The sequence below is a fragment of the Gardnerella vaginalis 1500E genome (genome assembly GCF_000263595.1).
In the GTDB taxonomy this organism is placed as follows: Bacteria; Actinomycetota; Actinomycetes; order Actinomycetales; family Bifidobacteriaceae; genus Bifidobacterium; species Bifidobacterium vaginale_E.
In genome coordinates, this window is record NZ_ADES01000017.1 from 1 (window position 1) to 16,988 (window position 16,988).

At 46.2% G+C, this 16,988-nt stretch carries 13 protein-coding genes; 1 reads left to right on the top strand and 12 read right to left on the bottom strand.

The window, feature by feature from the left end; all coding sequences use genetic code 11:
• From CGSMWGV1500E_RS06340 to CGSMWGV1500E_RS01145, 3 genes are all read right to left on the bottom strand, one after another.
• The coding region (locus tag CGSMWGV1500E_RS06340) for a 50S ribosomal protein L27 (RefSeq protein WP_004129102.1) at positions 1-77 on the bottom strand (77 nt) is incomplete at its 3' end.
• A 33-nt stretch (positions 78-110) separates the two neighbouring features.
• Positions 111-419 carry a 50S ribosomal protein L21 gene (gene rplU / locus CGSMWGV1500E_RS01150; RefSeq protein ID WP_004129104.1) on the bottom strand — a complete coding sequence of 103 codons (309 nt, stop codon included), beginning with the start codon at positions 417-419 and terminating at the stop codon, positions 111-113.
• A gap of 190 nt (positions 420-609) precedes the next feature.
• A complete protein-coding gene (locus CGSMWGV1500E_RS01145; protein WP_004129106.1) occupies positions 610-3,870 on the bottom strand; it encodes an Rne/Rng family ribonuclease in 3,261 nt (1,086 codons plus the stop codon).
• Between the two features lie 449 nt (positions 3,871-4,319).
• On the opposite strand from CGSMWGV1500E_RS01145, the gene CGSMWGV1500E_RS01140 reads away from it, so the two are divergent.
• A complete protein-coding gene (locus CGSMWGV1500E_RS01140; protein WP_004129111.1) occupies positions 4,320-5,261 on the top strand; it encodes an AEC family transporter in 942 nt (313 codons plus the stop codon).
• Positions 5,262-5,394: 133 nt separating this feature from the next.
• On the opposite strand, the gene CGSMWGV1500E_RS01135 is transcribed toward CGSMWGV1500E_RS01140, so the two are convergent.
• The 9 genes from CGSMWGV1500E_RS01135 to CGSMWGV1500E_RS01095 all read right to left on the bottom strand — a co-directional run bounded on the left by CGSMWGV1500E_RS01135 (position 5,395) and on the right by CGSMWGV1500E_RS01095 (position 16,953).
• On the bottom strand, positions 5,395-6,837 hold the full coding sequence (locus CGSMWGV1500E_RS01135; protein ID WP_004129113.1) for a coiled-coil domain-containing protein: 1,443 nt from the start codon (positions 6,835-6,837) through the stop codon (positions 5,395-5,397).
• A 405-nt stretch (positions 6,838-7,242) separates the two neighbouring features.
• Entirely contained in the window at positions 7,243-8,091 is an 849-nt protein-coding gene (locus tag CGSMWGV1500E_RS01130) for an Abi family protein (RefSeq protein WP_080572237.1), read from the bottom strand.
• Between the two features lie 482 nt (positions 8,092-8,573).
• Positions 8,574-9,998 (bottom strand): Maf family nucleotide pyrophosphatase, encoded by a 1,425-nt coding sequence (locus CGSMWGV1500E_RS01125; protein ID WP_004129119.1) that lies wholly within the window; start codon positions 9,996-9,998, stop codon positions 8,574-8,576.
• A gap of 31 nt (positions 9,999-10,029) precedes the next feature.
• Positions 10,030-11,106, bottom strand: coding sequence for a homoserine kinase (gene thrB / locus CGSMWGV1500E_RS01120; RefSeq protein WP_004129126.1), 1,077 nt, complete (start codon positions 11,104-11,106; stop codon positions 10,030-10,032).
• A gap of 24 nt (positions 11,107-11,130) precedes the next feature.
• Entirely contained in the window at positions 11,131-12,513 is a 1,383-nt protein-coding gene (locus CGSMWGV1500E_RS01115; protein ID WP_004129127.1) for a homoserine dehydrogenase, read from the bottom strand.
• Positions 12,514-12,578: 65 nt separating this feature from the next.
• Positions 12,579-13,580 carry a CPBP family intramembrane glutamic endopeptidase gene (locus tag CGSMWGV1500E_RS01110; protein WP_004129129.1) on the bottom strand — a complete coding sequence of 334 codons (1,002 nt, stop codon included), beginning with the start codon at positions 13,578-13,580 and terminating at the stop codon, positions 12,579-12,581.
• 86 nt (positions 13,581-13,666) lie between these two features.
• Positions 13,667-14,809, bottom strand: a complete 1,143-nt coding sequence (locus CGSMWGV1500E_RS01105) for a D-alanine--D-alanine ligase family protein (RefSeq protein WP_004129131.1) — start codon at positions 14,807-14,809, stop codon at positions 13,667-13,669.
• A gap of 90 nt (positions 14,810-14,899) precedes the next feature.
• Complete coding sequence (locus tag CGSMWGV1500E_RS01100; RefSeq protein WP_004129133.1) at positions 14,900-15,895, bottom strand: NAD(P)H-dependent glycerol-3-phosphate dehydrogenase; 996 nt, start codon at positions 15,893-15,895, stop codon at positions 14,900-14,902.
• Between the two features lie 173 nt (positions 15,896-16,068).
• Complete coding sequence (locus CGSMWGV1500E_RS01095; RefSeq protein ID WP_004129135.1) at positions 16,069-16,953, bottom strand: lysophospholipid acyltransferase family protein; 885 nt, start codon at positions 16,951-16,953, stop codon at positions 16,069-16,071.
• Positions 16,954-16,988 lie beyond the last annotated feature (35 nt).

Below are 16,988 nucleotides of genomic sequence, written 5' to 3' on the forward strand. Positions count from 1 at the left end.
AACTTCTTCACACCAAGATATTGCGCTTGCGAGTCGCGACCGTTGCGCGAGCTAGACGCACCCTTCTTATGTGCCATCTCACTGTCCTTTCAGGTTTATAACACCGTCAATCAGGCGATGGCCGTGATCTTGACGAGAGTCAACTTCTGGCGATGACCCTTGCGACGAGCCACACCAGTCTTGTTCTTAAACTTCATAATGCTAATCTTTGGGCCCTTGGCTTCGTCGTTCAAGACTTCTGCCTTCACCGTGATCTTAGCAAGATCCTTGGCGCTTAAGGTCACCTTAGCACCGTCAACAACGAGCGCGACCGGGAATTCCACGGTATCGCCCTTCTTCGCATCGAGACGGTTCACGAGAATGGCGTCGCCAACCTCGACCTTCTCTTGATGGCCACCGGCCTTCACAATCGCGTACATAATTCGTTCCTTAGCTCAATTGAAAGCTTACTTCTGTCTTGCGCACAGCAAAATGCGCGCGGCAAGACACCGACTATCAAAAATACACCCACCCATGTACTAACGTCAAGTGGTTAGTTTCATTGGGCAATGCAGACAATATTCAATATTGTACTCAAGGCATATACTTAATAGATTATCCTTAAGATTATTAATACTCCGTAGGCTCTCTATATTCTGTATATTCCGTATATTCTTCAGTTTTTGCAGGTTCAGTAGATTCGGTAGATTCTACAGATTCGGTAGATTCCGCATTTTCTGCGAAATTAGCAGTTTCTTTAGTTTCAATTACTTCCGCATTTTCCACACTTTCCGCAGATTCTACATTTCCAGCATTTTCAGCATTTTCAGCATTTTCAGCGGATTCTATAGATTCACTAATTGCGGACGCTGCAGCAATACGCGCAAGCTTAGCACGCACTTCAGCACTAGAACCCTGCTGCTTTTGAGGCTCTGGAGCAACAGTAGAAGTTCCATGACCATACTTGTTCGTTTTCACAAACGGATCGCCACCCTTAAGCGCATAAGGGTCGGCATATTCTGAAGAAACCGTCGGTTCGTCGTGCAGAATAAATCCACGACCCTTGCACGTTGGGCATTCCTCCGAGAAGGCTTCAACTAAGCCCTGTCCAACACGCTTACGCGTCATTTGCACAAGACCAAGCGAAGTAACTTCAGCAACCTGATGCTTAGTTCTATCGCGCGCCAAGCACTCAAGCAGTCTTCGCAACACCAAATCACGGTTGGCTGGCATAACCATGTCAACGTAATCAATCATTACCATGCCGCCAATATCGCGCAAACGCAACTGTCGCGCAATTTCTTCGGAAGCTTCCAAATTACAGCGAGTAACCGTTTCTTCCAAAGACTTACCGCGTCCAATAAAACGACCAGTATTAACGTCAATCGTAGTCATAGCTTCAGTTCGATCAATAACAATCGATCCGCCCGACTGCAAGTAAACTTGACGCTCCATACCCTTGCGCAGCTGGCTATCAATCTGCCACTTGTCGAAAATATCTTTCCCTTCATGCTCAGCAGGATCCCAATACTCAACCTTGCTCAACAAATCAGGTGCCATCATTTCAAGATATTCGTTAATACGCTGGTGTACGCCATCGCCTTCAACAATAAGCTTCTGGAAGTCATCGTTAAAAATATCTCGAACAACACGAATAGCCACATCCGGCTCGCCTTGAAGCAGCTTAGGACGCTTGCCGTGCAAATACTCCTCGCGCTTTGCCTCAATGCGATCCCACTGCTTAACAAGCGATTCAAGATCCTTTTGAATTGCCTCTTCGCTTGCACCCTCAGCAGCAGTACGGATAATAATGCCCATATCTTTTGGAGCAATCTTAGAAACAATAGCGCGCAAACGCGAGCGCTCACGATCTGAAAGCTTGCGACTTACGCCCGTCATTCCGCCAGAAGGAACAAGCACAAGGAAACGACCAGCAAGAGTTACTTGCGAAGTTAGTCGAGCACCCTTGTGGCCAATCGGATCCTTAGTAACCTGAACAAGCACAGGATCTCCGGACTTAAAAGCAAGCTCAATTCTGCGAGGCTGGCCTTCCAAACGCGTCATATCCCAGTTGACTTCGCCAGCATAAAGCACGCCATTTCGAGCCTGACCAATATCCACAAACGCAGCTTCCATGCTTGGAAGCACGTTTTGAATACGACCAAGATAAATATTGCCAACGGTTGCAACTTCTTGAATATCGGAAACGTAGTGTTCAACAAGAATATTGTCTTCAATAACGGAAATTTGCGTGTGACGATCGCGCTCGCGAACCACCATCAAACGATCAACATTTTCGCGACGAGCAAGGAAATCCTGCTCCATAATTAAGTTTTGACGGCTGCGCTCGCGGCGATTGTCTCGACGACGCTGGCGCTTTGCTTCAAGCCTAGTAGAGCCCTCAATATCCGTAATTTCGTCAATATACTGCTGCTTGCGAGAGCGCCTAGAAGATAAATCGTCGCTACTTAAGCGGGAAGAAGCAAATGAATCATCCGAGGAAGACAACGACGACTGCGAAGACTGCGATTGCGACGAAGCTGCGGAATCATCCGAAGACTTAGAGCGGCGACGACGGCGACGACGCGTGTACAGCGTTTCTTCTTCGTCTTGAGCGCGAAGTTCTTCTGGATCTGGGATTAAATCGCGATCTTCCTGAGGTACTTCGTCAAGATTTTCGCGCGAAGAACGACGACGGCGACGACGACGCGTTATCATTCCCTCATCGTCATCTTCATCAAAAATGCTGCTTGACGAGTCGCGAATACGACGGCGACGACGCAAGCCAGCATCCTGATCATCATCTTGACCATCATCATTACTGTCTTGATTATCATCTCGAATGTCGCCGCGGTCGCTGCGATTGTCACTGCTGTCGCTGCGGTCATCGCTATTGCCGCGATTCCTTCGATTGCGAAGATTTCCTCTGTTTCTGCGGTCGTTGCGATCACTGCGATCACTGCTGTCGCTACCATCGTTGCGATCGTCGCTATCTAAAATATCGCTAACATCAAGAGTTTCATCGATTTGAGTATCAATAGGCGCATAAACAATATCGTCGTACGCAAGATCCTCTTCAATTTGCTCGACTTCGGCAGCAGCTCGACGCTCAACCGCATTCAGACGACGCGAGCGGCGAGAACGTTGGCTTTTTTGAGAAGATTCATTGCGATTACGATTATTGCGACGGCTTTGACGCTCATTCGCACTGTTTTCAGATTCGTCTTCAAAATCCGATTGAGAATCAGAACGTGCATCCTCACGAGAATTTGCGCGCGAATCATGACGCAAATCCGCGCGAGAAGACGAACGAGAAGACGAACGAGAAGACGAACGCGAATCTGCACGGGAATCATCGCTGGAATCTGCGCGCAAACGTTCGCTTTCATTCCCACTATTAACATGAGCAGGCAAAACAGGCTCTTGGAACAGCAAAGAAGTAATAGGGCGAGATGACGTGTGGCTGTCAGCATGACTGTCGACGTTGCTGTCAACCTTGCTGTCAACATGGCTTTCTGCACGACTTTTAACGTTATTAGTGCGACTATTAGCGCTGGCACTAGTGCTGGCATTAGTGCTGGCATTGTTGCGATTATTATCGCCGCTATCAACGCCGCTATTAAAAATCTTCGCGCTCGACTCTTCTACCTTCAATTCCATTGCTTCGCCGGCGGCACCAGCACCACGCGTCACACGACGACCGCGGCGACGACGCACAACTCCAGCAGAACCAGCAGAACCAGCAGAACCAGCAGTTATACCTGTAGTAGACGCGCCAACAAACGACACATCTTTAGCATCTTTAACATTTTTAGCGTCTTTAGCCGCAACCGGATTTTTAGACACAGTTATACTATTTTCAGCTTCAGATTCATTGAAGCGTTCTCTCATTATTCTGGGCACTATGCTCCTCACGAAACGCTGCAATCGCCTCGCATCCCTGGCTTTAAGATGAACACGCACGCACACGAGCCACCCCAAAGCTCTCTACAAAGTCTAATTGCGCGACGGCGGACGCCAGCCTCGGAAAACACTCACGAGGGGATCGACGCCATCAATCGCCTGGCGGCTTGCAGTGCCACCGCTCTCTAGTATGCCATATTGCCGAGTCAAATATCCAATTTACTGAATATTAAAATTTACAACGTTACTTTTAAGCCAAAAGCAGCAAAACCACGCGCGCGCTACTATCTGCACTAATACAAATCGTTGCGCACGCACAAAAGTTGCGTATCGCTCCTATAGTTGCAGCAGAGGTTTGTGCGAATATATTTGCGCACTACTTACTATTTGGAAATACTATTTGGGATACTATTTTGGATACCCTTTGGAGGCAGGAAATGGGCTTAATCAGCGCTATGCAAGGCTTTTGCGTAATTGGCATTGTGATTCTTGCCGGCTATATTACCGCTCGCCTTCACATTGGCGGCTCTCAAGCTCAAATGGTGCTAAATCGAGTAAGTTTCTTCGTTTCCAGCCCTTGCTTAATGTTCGCAATTCTTTCTAAAGAGCCTATTTTTGAGATTTTTCATTCTTCAATTTTTGTTGCATTCTTTTCTGCAATGATTGTTGGACTTGCGTTCGTACTGCTTAACCGCATATTTTTCCACCTTCCTGCAGCCGACTGCACAATTGGCGCGCTTAATTCGCTTTACTTAAATTCCAATAATATTGGATTGCCGGTTGCAACTTATATTCTTGGAAATCCTGCACTCGTAGCGCCAATTTTGGTTATGCAACAGGCCGTTTTTACTCCTGTTGGCTTGACGGTTCTTGACATCACGACTACCGGCAAATTCTCGCTTAAGCGTATTGCTCAGCAGCCTTTGAAGCAGCCGCTTTTAATTGGATCTCTTGGCGGAATTGTGATTTCTGCAATTTCAGCTAAAGTCGGATATTTTCCTGTGCCGAATTTTTTATACGATCCTATTAAAATGATTGGCGATTCTGCAGTTCCTATGATTTTGATGGCTTTCGGCATGTCGCTTTACGGAAGTAGACCTTTGCAGAAGAATTCAAATCGCGCTGCGATTGCAACGGTTGCAGTGCTGAAGAATTTGATTATGCCAATTATTGCGTTTTTGCTGGCTTACTTTGTGATGGGTTTTCGCGGGGCGACTTTGTACGCGTGCGTTGTGTTAGCCGCGCTTCCAACAGGCCAAAACGTTTACAATTATGCTGCTAGATACAACGTTGGCTTAAGTTTCGCTCGCGACGGAATACTGTTTTCCACAGTTACCAGCCCGATTTGCATAGCTGTAATCGCCGCCATTTTGGGGTAACTAATTCTCGCTCCAAGCGCAATCACGCGCAATCCAAGAATATAAAAAGTCCCTTGCACGCATTACGCACAAAGGCCTTTTTATATTAGTCTCTACTGTATTCAGCACCATTCAGCACTAAATACAAGCGGTATTAGCTACGAATCTTACGGAACGCTGCACCAGCACCAGCCAAAACGCTAGCAGTCAAAACAATCAAAGCAATACCAACGCCAGTCTTAGGCAATCCTTCACCCTGAGCAGCAGTACCATTCGTTACAGTAATATTCGTCCAACCAAGCTGATTGCCCTTATCATCAACAAAAACAACCGTATGCTTGCCAGAATAGCCAGCTGGGAACATGACATCAAACTGAAGCTTACCATTAGTCGTGCGAGTAACAGTCATATAATCAGCACCATTAACACCCTTAAGAAGACGTGGGCTAGAGTAAATGAACGCATAAGCACGGTCGTGATGATTACTATTCAACCAATCAATGACCGTCTGGTTGTTAGAAATGTTCAAAGTCACTCTGTTAACAGCGCCAGCAACGGCAACATTATTAGCGCCAACCGTAAGCATGCCCTTCAACCCTGGCAACAAGTCAGCAACAGAAGCTGGAGCAGCAGGAATACCAGCATGTGGAGTCGTCGCAGCAGGAGTTGATGCAGGAGCAGACGACGTAGTCGTTGCAGATGGAACATCAGCAGATGGAGTTGTTACAGATGGAGTGTCATCCGATGGCGTAACAGACGGGGTAACCGATGGGTTATCACGATGAGGCGTCACAGGAGTCACCGGCTTTGGAGCTGGATTCTTATGCTCCGGAGCCACCTCCGGATTCTCATGCTCCGGAGCCACCTCCGGATTCTCATGCTCCGGAGTCTTATGCTCGGGATTCTTATGCTCTGGAGCCACCTCCGGATTCTTATGCTCCGGATTCTTATGCTCCGGAGTCTCATGCTCTTGTTGAAGTTCCTTAGTTTGCTTTTCCTGCTTTACGAGTTCTTCCTTAGCCTTAGTAATACCCTCATTAGCCTCTTTTAGGAGATCCGGCACGGTTTTAAGCTGTCCCTGAAGCCCTTTAAGCTCTTCAGCCGCATTATTGTATGCTGCCGAGTTCTTTGTTAATTTGTCAAGCCTGGCTTGAGTGTTTTTAACATCAGCTTCAATATCCTTAACAGAATTGCGAATTTTTTCCGCATTAGCATAAGCTCTAACCAAGCTCACAGCCTTATCGTTCAACACTTTGAAAGCGTCGGCAATCTTTTGAGCATTATCCAACTGTTCTTGAAGCTTTAGCTTATCGTCACCAGTAGCATTCTTAACCTTTTCCTGCAAGGCTTTAACATTATCTTCTGCCTTCTGCTTCAACGAAAACGTATTCTCAGCCTTCTTATCGGCTTCAGCTTGAGCCTTCTCAAAATCTGCATCACTAATAGCGCCATCATTCTGTTGCACATTCGTGCTTGGATTTGTAGAAGATTGTGATTGCACAGCAAACACAGTAGAAGCCGCAGGCACAGCAAGCGCTAGTCCAGAAACCAGCGTTGCAGCGGCAGCGAAAGCAGCAATCGCTTTCTTATTTAACATAACTCATCCTCTATTCTTTCTCTTCACGAATAACGTGGGAGAATCTAAGAGCCAAAAATCGCATTAAGCTTAAACGAAATTTCGACTTCTATAAACTAAAAATAATGTATACGGTGGGTAATATACCCCCCCCCTAAGCAAAATCAAGATTTTCACACAAAACGCACGTCATTTTTTACACAAACTTTGCTCAAACTAGCACACCATCAAACCATTAAAAATAGAAAACCTATTTCCAGATTGCAGCTACCTTAAGGCAAATATCTAGAGCCGCCGCATCTTCAGCCTTAGCAGAAGCCTTAGCAGCAGGACTAAACTTACCATTCAAAGCATCAGCATAAATCTGCTTCGTACCAGGAAAGCTGGGAAATCAGCAGCTTAAAAAAAAAATTAGTGTATATAAAGCTAATAACTCCATAGTTCAAAATCTTGCCAATCGAAAGGAGCACCTGTAACACTAATCGGAAGACACTCAATATTTGGATAGCCTCTCAAAACAGATGGAAGTAACCTCAGATTTCCAATTCCAGTCTTCAGCAAAAAATATTGAACAAGAGTTAGCTCAACGAAACAACGATCAACAGAATCCACATTCGCTTCCATAACTTGGCCAACCTGCTTAGCAGTACGCGGCTTTCTAGGCGCAGAAAAAACGTTATTAAACATACGACCGTGGTGCGCTGCCCTATTACGAAGAAGATTGAGCGATTTCAACCAACTCTTCATCTCTACAGCTGTTAAACCAAACTCATCAGCAATAGCGTTCTGATCATTTATTGGGGAGAATCCATACAAATAAGATAGAGAACCCCAATCTAGCATTTCTGTAGCAACCCATATAGGAAGCTTCCCGCTGTAATACAGCTTATGATGCTTAACAAAATCATCCCTTGAATCCTGCAGAGTTCGGTTATATTTTTCTCTCCATAGCTCATACTCTTTACTACTTGCTTCCAACAAATCTTCTTTGAGATGTATAAGCGGATCAGTCTTCCCAAGTTGATGACCAAGCGATGCTCTCAATGCCGTCTCAATCGGAGCCATACATGCAAACACACAAGTACGAAGAGATTGATCAAAGTTATATATCCTAATCACATCATCAAAATCTGCATCGCTTCTAAAAGTGTCACTTCTTCTCGCAACATCCTCACCGGGCAATAATTTCCTAAACGGATACCAATACCCAGATAAGCGATAATAATTAATATTTTTGATAAGATCAGCAGCACGAGACTCATCCCGTATTTTCATTCCGCGACTCTTCAGAAGCTCAATTTGCTGGTCATACGTCTTAAACGTCTTCGTTGGCTTTTCAGACACGCTAACCTCACATAAAGAAAACCGGCCCTGGACTCTTTCGAGCGGAACCGGTCATGATGTTTAAAGCATAACAGGTCGCCTACACAACACGCCAGTAGCCAGTCCCCATCACTCACGACTCCTAATTACTCGAAAATAGTACATTCACTCACAGATTCTTCTCTTAAATGCACACTGTTTAAGCCACAAATTACTAACATGAGCAAAAAGAAACAAACGCGGGCGACATATAAAAGTATTTATTAATTAACACAAAACCATTGAAAACACTACTGTTTTGCTATATGGATTTCACGAAATCAAGGGTAAAAATATGCTGGATTTTCACGAAAATCAAGGTATTATTTCTCTAAATCTTCACGAAATCAAGGGTATCGCGCGATTTATATTTAACACAAAATAGGGGTTACGTTTTAGCGACTCAGCGAATCGAGACGAGCGCGGAAAGACGGCCAATCCGTGCGCATCGCCGTAAGCAGCTTCAACTTCGGCACGTCGTCAATCGGCACCCACTTAATTTCCATACTCTCGTCGTCGTGCGCGCACGGCTCAACCCTATGCCCTGGCTTTTCAAACGCAAAAACCGTTGTATAACGCCAGTTTCCGTGGCTTTCGCAATACGCTCCAACAACATCAATATCTTGAGACGTTATGTTCGCTTCTTCAAACGACTCGCGCAATGCTCCCTCAATTGCGCTTTCACCGTCGGAAATTGCGCCGCCAGGAATCCCCCACGTGCCACCTTCAGCGCTCCAAAGCGCGCGATGCTGCATCACAACGTGCGTCACGCGCCCAGTGGCCTCATCTCGCCTAGCAAGCAGCACGCCAGCAGCACCATTATGACCCCAATGCCTACGACCACAATCGCACATAATCCATCCGTCTCCTGGCTGATGCACGTTTTCTTTAGGCACTTCTACGGAAGCTGGATCGTTCTTCGCGCAATCTTCCTCAAGAGTATTCTTATTCCACAAATCCGGCCACGCGTACCCAAGCTCGGCAACCATATTGCGAAGCAGCGGCAAGCTGATTCCAAGAACACCATGAGGATCTCCCTGAATCCCCTCAATAAAAGCTCCGCCAAAACCTTCTAGCGTAAAGGATCCTGCCACTTCCAGCGGTTCGCCAGTTTCTACGTACGCGCGAATTTCCGCGTCACTCATTTGCGAAAAAGTTACGCTTGCATGACTTGTTTTGCACACGATTTTGCCGGTTTTTGCGTCGATTAAGCAGTGACCAGTCCACAGTTGCCCTGTTTTGCCACTCATATTCTTGATTCTCTCAAAAGCAATTTCGGGCGTGTGCGGCTTGCCGTAGCATTCGCCATCGAGCAAGAACATGGAATCGCATCCAACAATCAGTACGCTGTTGCAATTTTTAGAAGATTTATTTAGATGATCAAAATTGTGAATATCGAAAGTTTTTGTAGGCACAGTTACGCCTGAAAAGTCACGAGTTTGCGCGGTATCTACGTTATGCGTTACATCTGCTTGGCAGTCACTTGCTAAAGCATTACTAGTAGTTTTCGCAGCTCCCGTAGTTTCAGCAACTTCTGCTTCCAGCGGATACCCCACAATCAAATCGCCACTAGCCGAAGCAGCTGCATCTGCCACACACTTCCACGAATTGTACACTGCAGAAGCCTTCGCGCGAGCCAAAATCGAAACGCGCTGCTCAGCGCTCAACTCTTCAACGCTTGTTCCGCGCTCACTAGCCGCGTCTTGCAACGCCGCCGGCTCATCCACTTCACTTTCGTGAATCACAGGGATTACGCCAGCCGCCGCCAAAACAGCTCTACGCGCAGGCGACTTTGAAGCCAAAATCAACGTAACTGCCATACTTTACTCTTCCTTTTATCCTTCGCACAATCTATTCGCGAGTTATTTCTACACCCTCAGAATCAACCGGCACGTGAAGCACACGCCAGCCATCGCGCGAAAGCCACGGCTTTGCAATTGCGTCGATTTTTTGAGCAGCACTCTTTTTATACTCGGCATCTCCTGCATAAAATACAGCAACGCACGATCCTGCTCCCGAAATTGCTGCCGCAAAACCAGCCTCGCGCAACGCTTCAACCAGCTTCCATGAATCTTTCATAAGATTTGCACGATACGGTTGATGAAGAGCATCTTGGGTCGCCGCAAAAAGTAACGCATTTCGAGAAATATTAGATTTTACTGCACCTAATTCATTTTCAGAATCGCTATTTAACTCACCAAATGCAACCGGAAGAATTGCAGCGCGCGATACGTTAAATATTGCGTCACCATACGGTACTTTTGCTGGAAGCGCGCGCCTAGCAAGCTCTGTAGAAAGCTCAAAATTAGGAACGAATACCGACACAGAAATATCTTGCGAAACTTTGTATCGTACAGTATGAAAACCGGTAGAAAGCGGAGCTTCGCAATCTCCAGCCACGCGCACAGAACCTTTGCCTTCCCCAGCATCAAGCTTCCAGCTCATCGTCAAACCACCAAAAACCGCAGGAGCTACGTTATCTGGATGGCCTTCAATTGAGGCCGCAATTTCAAAAATTGCTTCGCGATTAAGCTCGCCTTCGTGCGCAAAAGTCCAAGCAGCAGCAACAGCAGCCACAATCGCCTCTGCGGAAGACCCCATACCGCGCGCTTGCGGAATCTGATTATGCGCTTCTAAAGTAAACCGTAAGTTTGGTAAACCAAAAATTTTGCAAGCTTTGCGAAAAGTTGATACAACTAAGTGCGTTTCATCTTTTTGAAGCGTATCCTCGCCTTCGCCGTGAATAATTACGCGCACGTTTCCAGCATAATCAAGCGAATCAAGCGAATTTTTAGACTGATTATCATCCAGAGTAAAAACTAAAGAATCCGCATAATCAAACGCAATTCCTGCAGTATCAAACCCAGATCCAAGATTTGCGCTGGTTGCTGGAACTCTAACTGACACGCTGTTGCATACTGGTTTCATTTCGCACCTTTTTCGTTAGAGCGTTTACTTAATAATTCGCAAAGCAAGCGGCTTGCCCAACACAAAATCTAAATCTTGCAAATCCTTACAAATAGATTGCACAGTAGTTTTAGAACATTCGCGCACAAGAACGCGCATACTTCCAGGCCCGCCAAGACCGCACTGTGGGCAATCCGACTCCCCTTCAGCCTGCGCGTATTGCGCTTCACAAGCCGAAGCCAAACGCTCAGCCTTAACGCCATAATCTGCAAAAACATCCATAACTTCGCCGCGCAAAGCCAAAGAAGTATCTTCCATATTGCAACGAATCACAAAATCTGCCCTAGTCTGTTCACTAGAAGCTGGCACGTACTTGTTGTACATTGGCACGCCAAAACCGGAGCATCCGCGCACAAGATTTCGAGCCGCACTAACAACATCTCCAACAACAGCGCTTGCTGTTGGAGCGCCGCCGGCACCGCGTCCGTAGAACATTAAGTCGTCTGCAGCTTGAGCCTTAACAAATACAGCGTTAAAACTGCCATGAACCGATGCCAAAGGATGTTCCGCACCAACAAGCGCCGGATACACACTAACGCTTACTCCTCCATACGAGTTTGGCTCGCCGTCGCCATCGTCGTCGCAGTGCCTCTCAACTGCCGCAAGAAGCTTAATCACGCGCTTTTCCACGCTCGCTGCCGCAATATCTTCAGCCGTAATCGCGCTAATTCCCTCAACAGAAACGTCGTCAATACTTACTGGCATTTGGAATGCAAGAGTTGCAAGAATAGCAGCCTTATTTGCAGCGTCGAATCCTTCAACATCTCCGGTTGGATCCGCTTCCGCGTAGCCTTTTTCTTGAGCTGCGCGCAAAGCCGAATCAAAATCAAGTCCTCGCACTGTCATTTCGTCAAGAATATAGTTTGTAGTGCCGTTTACTATGCCAAAAATTTGCGTAATTTCGTCACCAATAAGAGACTCTCGAAGCGGACGAAGAATAGGGATCGCGCCTGCCACTGCCGCCTCAAAGTACAAGTCAACTCCATGACTTTCAGCACATTCGTATAATTCCGGACCAAACTTTGCAAGAAGCGCTTTATTAGCTGTTACAACAGATTTTCCGTGACTCAGCGCGCTTTTTACAAAAGTATGCGCCGGCTCAAGTCCGCCAATAAGCTCGACTATAATATCAATGTCTTCGCGAGTACATAAAGAGGCGGTGTCTGTAGTTAGCAAATCGCGCTTAATCCAAGGCGCATCAACTTCTTCCGGGCGTAAGCACGCAACTGCTGCAAGCTCAATTTCAGCACCAGTTCGCTTCTTAAGCTCATTGAACTGTTCAACTATTAGTCGCGCTGTTTGAGACCCAACAGTTCCAGCCCCAAGTAGACCTACGCGAATAGTTTTAGTCGACTGATTGCTTTGCATAACTTTCGCCTCCTTCGTTGATTTATTTTATATTTTATTTTTATGCGATTATTTTTTACTCGCTTTTACACAAATAACATTAGCAAATTAAGAAGTATTGAAATAATCAAAAACGCTATTACTCCAACAGTTCCGTACAATGCTTTGTTGCCAGCTTTATTCGGAAGTTCTTGCGGAGCATTGAAGAATACAAGATACTTGCGGCGGCGAACTAGCAAAACCACGCCTACTATAAGCATGGCAATCATAAACATCCCATAAATTCCAGCTAGAATAAAACCGGTTGGTAGGCTAGTTAATTCCTGACGCGACATCTTTTCTACGTCAATCATATTTCCGCTTGCATCAACCAGCTGCTTTTCCAACCACATTGCAACTATGCTTCCTTGGAAATTCACAATCATATGAAGGAATATGCTGTAGCTCAATTTGGACGTACGAATATAAATGTAGCCAAAAACAAGTCCAAGTCCAAATGCGTAGAAGAATTGGAACACGTTCATATGGAAAAGCGCGAAAGCAAGTGCAGAAAATACAATAGCTCGCTTTTCTCCATACACGCGCAAACGAGAAAGCAACTGTTTTCTAAAAAGCCATTCTTCCACAATTGGCGCAAGAATTACCACAAATATGAAGGTTTCCCACATATTTCCCGCTGCAATAGTGTCTGAGACGCGATTTTCTGCTTTTCCGCCGCTAAGAACTGTTGCTAGGAAAATGCCAACTATATTACCAATGTACATAATCGGTATGCACACAGCAAAGAAGCCGCCAAATTGGCTAAATTTCATAGAGAATTGTCGAGTTTTTGCAGCAGGAACAGTGCGCATAATAAGCATTGCTATTGGCAAAGCGACTAAATACTGCGAAATATCCGACACAAGTAATGTGTTAAGAGAGTCGCTTAGCATGCTCTTAGGCACAAACTGCGAATAAAGAACTCCAAGAACATAGGCAACAGCAATCCAAACTACTAGGAATACGCATAAAGACATGCCAATAGTTCCTTGACGTTTGCGCGCTAACAAATAAGTGTCGTCGCGCCATGAATTTTGCAAATCTTGCATACTTATTCCTTTTTGTTTCTGCTTTTGTTGCTGTTTTTGCTTCTGCTTTTGTTGCTGTTTTTGTTGCTGTTTTACAGTTGATTAAATTATTTCAGAACGCCTTCAATAAGCTTTGTGATTAAATCGCTATAGCTTATTCCGGTTGCTTCCCAGGCTTTTGGATACATGGAAATTGGCGTAAATCCAGGCATTGTGTTGATCTCGTTAAGAATTACGCGGCCATCTTTAGTTACGAAAGAATCCACTCGACTTAATCCTCTTCCATCTGCCGCCTTGAATGCTGCAAGCGCTGTTTTGCGAACGCGCTGCAAAGTTTCTTCCGGAAGATCGGCCGGAACTTCAATATGCGAAGCTGCAGAATCCATGTATTTACTGTCAAAATCGTAGAACTGATCTTCACCAGCCTGACGCTTGTCTAGCACAACTTCTCCAGGCCAGCTCGCCTGAGGCTCTTCGCCGTCGCGAGCGGCAAGAACCGCGCACTCAATTTCTCGCGCGTCAATTCCTTGCTCTATCAATACTCGCCAATCGTGCTTTGAAGCCTCAAAAACTGCATCTGCTAAAGCTTTAGCATCGCGCGATTCAACTTTTGTAACTCCAAAACTAGATCCTGCACGGCTTGGCTTTACAAAAAGCGGATACTCTAGTTTTGCAGCTTCAACTTGCGCAAGAATTTCGTTTGCATACGCATCAAAATTGTTCGCCGCATCGCTTGCAAACTTTCGCGCATCCAGTGCGATTCCAGGAGCAACATTAATTCCGGCAGCCTTAAAAAGTTGCTTCGCGTAATACTTATCCATGCACGCAGCCGAGGCTAAAACTCCGCAACCAACGTATGGAACTTGCATCATTTCTAGCAAGCCTTGCAAAGTGCCATCTTCGCCGTTTGGCCCGTGAAGAACCGGAAACACTGCGTCAATATGACCCAAACTTGTAAGCGTGCCGTCTGCTTCTCGCACCAAAAATCCGTCTGCGCCTTTAGCTGGGTCTAGCACAACATCGCGCGTTTCAGCAGTTTTTGTTATTACCGGAAGCTCTCCTTCTTCCATGTGGAAGTTACGAGGATCTTCTCCGCCAACAATCCACTCGCCTTGCTTTGTGATTGCAATACGTACAATCTCGAATCGACTTTCGTCTACAGCACTGAGTACTCCAGCAGCCGATATGCAAGAAATCGAATGTTCGTCTGCTTTACCGCCATACAAGAACACTACACGCTTTTTCGTCATTTTTTTCCTTTATATATTTTATTTTTGATTATTTTAATTATTTACGATTATTTACGATTATTTACGCGCGCTACTTTTCGCAAAAGCTACTTACTCTTCGCAAACATCGTCGTCAAAAAGCATTGCGAGCATTTCTTGGCAGGAAATTCCTTCTTCAAGCACGCGAGCCATTGCGCTTGCGAGCGGAGTTGCAACGCCTAATCTCTTGCCCATTGCCACAACTGCGCTTGTAGTTGGCACGCCTTCCGCAACACCATTGCTCACAGCGGTTGCTTCTTCAACGCTCATGCCTTTTCCAAGATTTGCACCGAAAGTGTAGTTGCGGCTTAATGGTGATCCACAAGTTGCAACTAAATCGCCAAAGCCTGCAAGACCTGCAAAAGTGCGCGAATCTGCGCCTTCTGCAACGCCCAAAGCCGTCAATTCTGCCAAACCGCGAGTTTCGATCATAGCCGCCGTGTTTTCGCCGTATCCTGCGCCTCGAGCCATGCCAACTGCGAGCGCAACCACGTTTTTAAGCGAGCCGCACATTTCTACGCCGATTACGTCGGTTGACACAAACGCCTTAAAGTAGCTGTTTGAGCAAGCTTTTGCAACTACTTCTGCCTGAGACTTTTCTACGCAAGCAACTACTGCTGCAGCCGGATGGCGAGAGGCTACTTCCTTGCTTAAGTTTGGTCCGGAAAGTGCAGCGAAACGGTTACGCGGCAAGTTCAATGCTTCGCACACGACTTCATCCATACGCTTGCCGGTTGTGCGCTCAATGCCTTTCATAAGCGAAACAACAATCGCGTTTTGTGGAATCAAACCCACGAATTCTGCTAAGGCAACGCGAGCAAATTGTGCCGCAATAGCCACAACTACAATATCCGCGTTCGCAACAGCTTCCGCTCGATCCCCAGTTGCGGTCATGTTTTCTGGAAGTTTTTCTACGCTTGGCAAGCGCACGCCGTTATGATGATGGTCGCGAATTCCTTCAACGATTTCCGGCTCTATTGCCCACATCGTCACTTGATTTCCTGCGTCCGCAAGCACTTGACCAAACGCAGTTCCCCAAGCACCAGCACCCAACACCGTAACGTTCATGTTTACGTCCTGCCTTTCGGTTTGAAGTTTCGTGGGCTGCGTTATAGTTTCGCGCATTTCGCAAGCTAATTTGCAGCTCAATTTTGACTTATAATCACACTATTACTTAATACTACACACGCCGCTTTACGGGATTTTAAAAAGATACTTTATTTTATTCTTCCGTATATTTTTTATTCTTCCGTAACGCGTTTCATCTGCCTGTAATCAAAGTATCCAGCAGGAGCTTTTTCGCCGCGAATCTCTTCCATAATTTGCGTCATGCGCACTCGCACGCGACGAGCAAGCTCTTCGGCAGATTCCATTGGAGGCAATTCTCCCCAATTTTCGCTTCCCTGCAGCAAGTCGGAATAATCAAGCTGAGTATCGTAGCACATTACAACGTTTTTCTTCGGCCAAGGCCACCAGTGGTTAATGCTTGCAGCACCCCACACAACCGCGCAAAATAGCGGAATCTGATGTCCTAGTCTGCGCGAAGCTTCGAGCGCAATAATTCCAATTCCAGGCTTCATGCTCATAGGCCATTTTTTAGGATCGCGCGTTAAAGTGCCTTCTGGCCAAATGCTTAAAGGTCTTCCGTTCGTGAGGATTTTGATTGATTCTTCCTCAATTTCGCGCGCTTTTCCACTTCTGCGCGGAACCGACTGCATACCTACTAGCTGGAACCATTTTCCTAAGATTGGCCAGTGCGCTAGTTCTGCTTTTGCCATGTAACGAGGTCTACGACCTTGGTGGAATAGCGCTGTCATTGGTATAAAAACGTCAAACATTGTAACGTGCGTGCAAGCGGTAATAAACACGCCTTCTTCTGGCACGTTTTCTAATCCCCACGCCTTTACTTTGCAACGCGAACGCAATACGCGCGACGTTCCTTCAAGCAACCTTTCAGCGGCTTTAGGATTTTGCGCGTTGATTTCTGCCGTGTTTGGCGTCCGCGCGCCAGTTGGGTAGTAATAAGTAGGATCAACTAACTTGTGTGCGCGCGCTAAGCGTTCTACTTGCTCATCACTGAGCGGTTTAACTGCGCTTCTAGGCGAAGGTTTTCCTTTAGATACCATACGTCTATTGTGCCGCACACTATAAACCTGCGCTA